The 6,390-nt window shown below is 66.8% G+C and carries 4 protein-coding genes; 3 read left to right on the top strand and 1 reads right to left on the bottom strand.

Annotated elements, in window-relative coordinates:
* Nucleotides 1–68: 68 nt before the first annotated feature.
* Both WEE69_10735 and WEE69_10730 read left to right on the top strand, forming a co-directional pair.
* On the top strand, nucleotides 69–2,957 hold the full coding sequence (locus WEE69_10735; protein ID MEX1145769.1) for an ATP-binding cassette domain-containing protein: 2,889 nt from the start codon (nucleotides 69–71) through the stop codon (nucleotides 2,955–2,957).
* Between the two features lie 31 nt (nucleotides 2,958–2,988).
* Nucleotides 2,989–4,203 (top strand): amidohydrolase family protein, encoded by a 1,215-nt coding sequence (locus WEE69_10730; GenBank protein ID MEX1145768.1) that lies wholly within the window; start codon nucleotides 2,989–2,991, stop codon nucleotides 4,201–4,203.
* 6 nt (nucleotides 4,204–4,209) lie between these two features.
* Here the strand turns inward: WEE69_10730 and WEE69_10725 are convergent, their stop codons facing one another.
* Nucleotides 4,210–5,094: an LLM class F420-dependent oxidoreductase gene (locus tag WEE69_10725; protein ID MEX1145767.1), complete on the bottom strand. Its 885-nt coding sequence runs from the start codon at nucleotides 5,092–5,094 to the stop codon at nucleotides 4,210–4,212.
* An 82-nt stretch (nucleotides 5,095–5,176) separates the two neighbouring features.
* On the opposite strand from WEE69_10725, the gene WEE69_10720 reads away from it, so the two are divergent.
* A complete protein-coding gene (locus WEE69_10720; protein ID MEX1145766.1) occupies nucleotides 5,177–6,358 on the top strand; it encodes a glucosaminidase domain-containing protein in 1,182 nt (393 codons plus the stop codon).
* The last annotated feature ends 32 nt before the right edge of the window (nucleotides 6,359–6,390 follow it).

The raw sequence follows: 6,390 nt of genomic DNA, 5'->3' as shown, positions 1-6,390 counted from the left end.
GGCGGCCGGGCTCGAGCCCGGCCGCCGCCGTCCGTCCGGATCTTGAAAGCGAGCGAGGTCGGCGGGACGTGCAGCGGTTCTTCTCCCTGACGGTGTCGGGCCTGGTCACCGGCGCCATCTACTCGATCATGGCGTCGGGGCTCGTCCTCGCGTACCAGACCTCGGGCATCTTCAACTTCGGTCACGGCGCCGTCGCGTTCGCCGTCGCGTACTTCTACTTCCAGATCCACACCGGCGAGGGCGTGCATTGGATCCCGTCGCTCATCCTCTCCGTTCTCGTGTTCGCCCCACTCCTCGGGCTCTTGCTCGATCGAGTGCTGCTTCGTCGTCTCGCGGCCGCGCCCGTGTACGCGCGCATCGTTGGAACGATCGGACTCGTCATCGCATTGCCTGCTCTCGTTCAGTGGCTGTGCGAGGTCTTCGGCGAGGCCATCTTCGGTCTCGGCCTTCAGTCAGCGCGCGTGGCGCGCACCACGGGCGAGACTCCCGGGATCGGACCCGACGAACGGGTGGTCTTTCACCCGTTCGACATCGCCATTGACAACAATCAGATCGCCATCTTCGTGGCAGCCGCGCTCTCGGCCGGCGCCCTCTGGTACATCCTGCGGCGGACGCGCATCGGCCTCTCGATGCGCGTCGTCGTCGACCGGCGAGAGCTGGCCAGCCTCCGGGGCATCAACGACGCGCGCACGTCGCAAGCGGCATGGGTGTTGACCATGATGCTCGCGGGGTTGGCAGGCATCCTCATCACTCCGTTGTTCCAGCTCGGCGACTATCTGTATACGGGAGTGGTGTTCGCGTCGCTCTTCGCGATCGCGCTGAGTGGCTTGCGTTCCATACCCATCGCCTTCGTGGGCGGCCTCGTGCTCGGGGTCATGCAGAATCTTGTCGCCGGATACGCCAACGACATCTTGCCGTCGGCGATCGCCGATCTCTCCGGACTCAAAGCATCGATCCCGTACCTGGCCACCCTGCTCGTGCTCTTCATCCAGGCCGGCAGGGTGAAGGCACGCGAAGCGGGCAGCGTGACCGACGAGCGCCCACCACGCGATCACCGCGAGGGTCTCTCTCCGATGCGCCGGCGCCTGCCGTGGGTGATCTTCACGGTCCTGCTCGCGGCGTTCTCCTTCCAGTGGTTCGGCGCGGGATGGGCCCAAGCGGATACCTACGAAGCCGGACTCATCGCAAAGGGTCTCGTGGTCGGCCTGATCTTCTTGTCGTTCGTGGTCGTGACCGGCATCGGCGGCATGGTGAGCCTGGCGCAGGGGACGTTCGTGATCGCGGGCGGCTTCGCCGCGGGGTACGCGCTCGAGCTCGAGTGGCCAAGCTGGATCCCATTCGTGTCCGACGACGGTCAAGCGAACTTCATGTGGGCGCTGCTGTTCGCGGCGGCTGTTGCCGGCTCGATCGGCGCGGTGATCTCTGTGCTCGTGAGGCGACTGGGCGCTCTGTACCTGGCCCTCGGCACGCTCGTACTCGCCTTCTTCACCCAGGCCACCTTTTTCGACTACGAGCCGATCGGTCGGTCGACGTTGGGGTGGATCATTCGGGCACCAACGCTCGACATCCCCGGCCTCAACGAACTTGCCGAGCTCGTGCTCCCCGGGCCCCAGGACGGCCTCGACTTCTCCCAAACGCATCATCAAGTGCTCCTGGGCTTCGTGTTCTTCGGCGCGTTCACGTTGCTCATCCACAGCCTCTTCCGGTCGCCCACCGGGAGAGCGATGCTCGCGGTGCGCAGCTCCGAGGTAGCGGCACAGACCTCTGGCATCTCGCCGGCGAAGCAGAAGATGATGCTCTTCGCGCTCTCGGCTGCCATCGCCGGCGTCGGTGGCGCGCTGTACGGAATGATCAACTTCACGATCACGCGTGGAAGCGCGCCGCCGCTTCTTGCGCTCATCTGGCTGACGGTCGCGGTTACGTTTGGGATTCGTCGCCCCGGCGGTGCGCTGCTCGCGGGGCTGGCGTTCGCTTGCTCCCAGCAGATCTTCAGCTGGCTTGGTGGCGACGTGATCGGTGGCGAGGACTTCACCACGCTCACGACCTCTTCGTTCTTCACGCCGATCCTGTTCGGCCTCGGCGCGATCAACTTGGCCAAGAACCCCGACGGCCTGTTGGCGTTGGTAGGCCACGAGCGCGTCGAGAAGCGGCTGGAGCGCGAGCGCAAGGCGCGCATCCTGGCGGCCGAAGCCGCGATCGAACGCAAGGACGAGGCCGAAGTGGACGCCGAGACCGTGGCCGCACCCGCCGTCGTCGTGGAAGGGACGGCGCTCGCGATCGATCGAGTCGTCGCGGGCTACGGCGGGGGCGAGGTGCTGCACGGAGTGTCGTTGGCGGTGCACCCCGGTGAGATCGTGGCGTTGCTCGGCGCGAACGGCGCGGGGAAGTCCACGGTGTGCGCGGTCGCGGCGGGCGCACTGACCTCGACGAGTGGTCGAGTGCTGCTCGGCGGCGAAGACGTGACGACCCATGCGGCGTACCAGCGGGCCCGAGATGGGTTGTTGCTCGTGCCTGAAGCGCGCGGAATCTTCCCGGGACTCTCCGTGGAGGAGAACCTGCGTGTGCTGCTCAGAGCCTCGGAGGAGATGGAGAAGGCATATGTGCGCTTCCCGATCCTCGGTGAGCGGAGAGACCAGCTCGCGGGCTTGCTGTCAGGTGGTGAGCAGCAGATGCTGAGCTTGGCGCCCGTGCTCGCGCAGCCACCCAAGGTGTTCATCGCCGACGAGCCGACGTTGGGGCTCGCGCCGCTCGCCGCTGAGGTCGTGGTGGCGGCGATCCGCGAGCTCAAGGATCTCGGGTCGGCCGTGCTCCTCGTGGAGGAGAAGGCGCGTGAAGTGATGGCGCTCGCCGACACCGTTGCCTTCATGGAGCTCGGCCGCATCGTCTGGTCAGGACCTCGCGAAGAGGCGGATGCCGAGCGGCTCGCGGCCGGGTACCTCGGCGCAACCACTACCTGACGCCTCGTCAGGTACGTCGTATGCTCGGCGCATGGCCGAGTTCCCCAAGATCGTGTCCGTCGACGACCATGTGGTCGAGCCGCCAAACGTGTGGCAGGACCGACTGCCGGCCAAGTACGAGGAGATCGGGCCCCGCACCATGCGCGCGCCGTTGGGCGAGATGACGTTCGTGGGCGGCAAGTTCTCGTACGCGCCGGGCGACGACGGCCCCATGTGCGACTGGTGGCTCTACGAGGATCTCGTGTATCCGCTGACGCGCCTTTCGGCTGCCGCGGGCTTCGATCGCGACGAAGTGAAGGTCACGGCGATCACGTTCGACGAGATGCGCCCCGGTTGCTTCGACCAGAAGGCGCGCCTCGAGGACATGGATGCCAACTGGACCGAGGCATCACTCGCGTTCCCCACGTTCCCGCGCTTCTGCGGCCAGACGTTCCTCGAGGCCGACGACAAAGAGCTCTCGCTCCTGTGCGTGCAGGCCTACAACGACTGGATGTTCGACGAGTGGTGCAGCGGCTCCGGTGGGCGGCTGATCCCACTCCCGCTCATCCCGCTTTGGGACGCCAAGCTCGCGGCCGCGGAGGTGCAGCGCAGCGCGGCACGCGGCGGTCACGCGGTGTGCTTCACCGAGATCCCGCCGTTCCTCGGGCTTCCGTCGGTGCACGACGCCGACGGCTACTGGGATCCGTTCTTCGCTACCTGCGCCGAAACCGACACGGTCGTGTGCATGCACATCGGCTCGTCGTCGAAGATGCCGTCCACGTCGGCCGACGCGCCGGCGGGTGTCGGCTCCACGCTCACATACATGAACGCGGCGATGTCGATGGTGGACTTCCTGATGTCGGGCACCTTCGAGAAGCACCCGAAGCTGAAGATTGCGTACTCCGAGGGCCAGATCGGTTGGATCCCCTACATCCTCGAGCGCGCCGACGACGTGTGGGACCACAACCGCGCGTGGGCCAACCTCGAAGGCAAGGTGCTCAAGCCGCCGAGCCAGTACTACAAGGAGCACGTGTTCGGGTGCTTCTTCGACGACAAGCACGGACTGGAGTCTCTCGAATCCGTCGGCGTCGACAACATCACGTTCGAGACCGACTACCCGCACTCCGACTCCACGTGGCCGCACACCAAGGAGATCGCCGAGAAGCTCACAAAGGGCCTCGACGACGAGACGATCTACAAGCTCATGCGGGGCAACGCCATCCGCATGCTCCACCTCGACCTCGACCAGAACCGCCAACCCGCGTAACCATCTTTACAGCAGGGCTTCGGCGATGGTGCGGTAATCGCGCATCACGTGGTCGATGTTGGTACCAGGGAGAACCTGCACGCACACGTGATCGGCACCGGCGTCGTGATGGGCGCGGATGCGGGTGGTGACGGCCTCGACGTCGCCCCACGCCACGATCGTGTCCACGAGGCGGTCGCTCAACGGTGGTTCGAAGTCCTCGTCGCCGAAGCCGAGTCGACGCAGGTTGTTCACGTAGTTCTCGAGGCCCGGGAAGTAGATCGCGAGTGTCTGGCGGGCGATCGCGCGGGCGGCCGTGGGATCGGACTCGAGGATGACCATCTGATCAGGTGCGAGGATGCGGTCCGGCCCGAGGATCTCGCGCGCCAGCGCCGTGTGCTCGGGCGGGACGTTGTACGGGTGGGCACCCGACGCCTGGTCGCGCGACAAGGCGAGCATCTTCGGTCCGAGCGCGGCAAGCACACGCTCGGGCGCGACGGTCGGCTTGGCTGCAAAGTACGGCGCGGCGTCCATCTGCTCGAGGTACTCACGCATGGCAGTGAGCGGCGGTCGGTACTCGGTGCCGCGCATGCCTTCGACCATCGGTCGATGGCTCACGCCCAGCCCGAGAAGGAATCGGCCAGGGAACGCCTCGCTCACGGTCTGCCAACCCGAGTTCATCGAGATCGCGTCGCGCGCGTAGATGGTGGCGATGCCGGTCGCGACAGCGAGCCGCTCGGTCCCCGACAGCAAGAGGAACGAGCTCACCAGGGCGTCGCGCCCGACAGCCTCGGGGATCCAGATCGCGCCGTACCCCATCTCCTCGAGCTCGGCCGCGAGCTCGCGCGCCCGCCCCGCTGGCTGTTGGTCTAGGGCGAACGTCCATACCCCGACGCGTCCGAGATCGGCCATGCAGGGAGCGTAGAAGGGCGGCGCCAGGCCACCCTGGGTGGCCGTGTTGTCACTGTGGTCTGTGTTGCCTAGCCTCCCGGCAATGCCTCGGTGCTCCCGCCGCTTCGTCGCGCTCGCTCTGGGACTGGCGAGCCTGCTCGCGGCCGCGCCCAGCGCCTCGGCGCAGGCGGATCCCTTTGATCAGGAGATCGCCCGCGCGCAGGCCGAGGTCGAGGCCGCGCAGGCTGCGGCCCACGAAGCGGCGGGCCGGCTTGTCGCGGCGCAGGAACAGCTCGCGGCGGTGGAAGCCGAGATCGTCGCGGTGCAGGCGCACGTCGCCGAGATCGAAGCGCAGATCCCCGCGCTCAAGGCCGAGGTGAAGCGTTTGCGACGCATCGTGCGGCACCGCGCGGCAGCGCTGTACCGAAACTCGGGGCCGACGAACAAGGAGAACGCCATCCCGTTGAATCCCTCGTTGCAGGCGGTTCGACATCAGCGCCTCACGGACGCCGCGGCCAAGCAGGACGACGCAACGATGGATCAGCTCGACGCAGCCGTTGCACAGCTCGCGGCCACCAAGCAAGAGCTGGCCGCGCAGCAAGGCGTGCTCGCTCAGCAACAGCAACAGCTTGGCGAGACTGAAGCCCAGCTCGCTTCGCAGCAAGCGGAGCTCGATCGACGCGTCGCGATCGCCAACAGCGCTCTCGAGCGCGCCCGCGCGCTCGGCGCGCTACGTGCGAACGGTGAGCCGGTGATGGGTCCGACGATCTTGACGGCTGCCCAGATGGCTGGGTGGTGGCGGACGCGCGACTACACGTTCCGCGTGCCTGGGATGACCATCGACAGCCTTGCCCAGCTCTTCGTGGAGGAGGGTCAGGCCGAGTACATCCGCGGCGATCTCGCCTTCGCGCAGTCGATCATCGAGACGGGCGGCTTCCGGTCCGCGCCGAGCAACAACTTTGCCGGCCTCGGTTGGTGTGACAGCTGCTCGACCGGTCGCCGGTTCCCGAGTGCGCGCGACGGCATACGCGCGCAGGTCCAGCACCTGAAGAACTACGCCGACTCCACGTCACGATCGTCGGGGCTCGCGTACCCGCCGTCTCCCTACTGGTACGGCTCGAACCCCGTCACAGCTCGGCGCAACTTCGACACGTTCTACGCCAAGGGGTGGGCACCCACTTGGAACGACATGGGGAAGGGCAACTGGGCGACGAGCCGCACCTACTCGGAGAATGTGCTGCGGGTCTATGCCGACATGATCGCCTACGCCCAGACCCACGGCTGAGTCGATACCCTCGCGTTCGGAACCAGACGGGG

This window comes from Acidimicrobiia bacterium (assembly GCA_040881685.1).
Classification (GTDB): domain Bacteria; phylum Actinomycetota; class Acidimicrobiia; order IMCC26256; family PALSA-555; genus SHVJ01.
Note: the sequence above shows the minus strand (reverse complement) of the source record. Positions and strands in the feature narration are given on the sequence as shown.